At 65.5% G+C, this 505-nt stretch carries 1 protein-coding gene; it reads right to left on the reverse strand.

Going from position 1 to position 505, the window contains the following annotated elements; genetic code table 11:
• A partial coding sequence (locus tag ACFSJS_RS27980; RefSeq protein WP_380905303.1) for a hypothetical protein occupies positions 1 to 182 on the reverse strand: 182 nt, incomplete at its 3' end.
• Positions 183 to 505: the final 323 nt, after the last annotated feature.

Genomic DNA, 505 nt, shown 5'->3' on the forward strand with positions numbered 1-505 from the left:
TTCATCCACAGACCGCTGAAGCGGCCGGCACCATCGATCCCGAGCACCGTTCCCTCCGCGAACAGAAGAGCATCACTGGTGGGTGCGGCCCCGGTCACCAGCACCCAGCCGGTTCTCCCGTCCAGGACGACCTCATGGCGCATGTCGTCGACGGACACGGCCATGCCGGGTATGGAATCCATCCCGGAGACCCTGACGGAACCGGCTCGATACGGGGGTGGGGTCACTTCGCCGGACTTCCAGGCCCGGCGCGGAGCGTACCCCGTGGCGAACAGCAGGGCGCCGGTGGCCAGGGAAACGCTCAGATCCACCGGCCCCACCGTGATGTCCGCCCGGTTCTGTTGCTCCGAAAGCCCCGCGGGGACGCCGTACTCCTCGAAGAAGAAGGACTGCTCGTCTCCCAGGTAGAGAAGCTTCCCGGCCGTAGGAGCCCGCTCCCGATCGAAGTGAAATATCACCGCTTACCGTCCCCTGAACTGGTGGTGCAGGATCTTCCGCGTTCTGT

The sequence above is a fragment of the Streptomyces desertarenae genome (genome assembly GCF_042681365.1).
GTDB classification, from domain to species: Bacteria; Actinomycetota; Actinomycetes; order Streptomycetales; family Streptomycetaceae; genus Streptomyces; species Streptomyces desertarenae.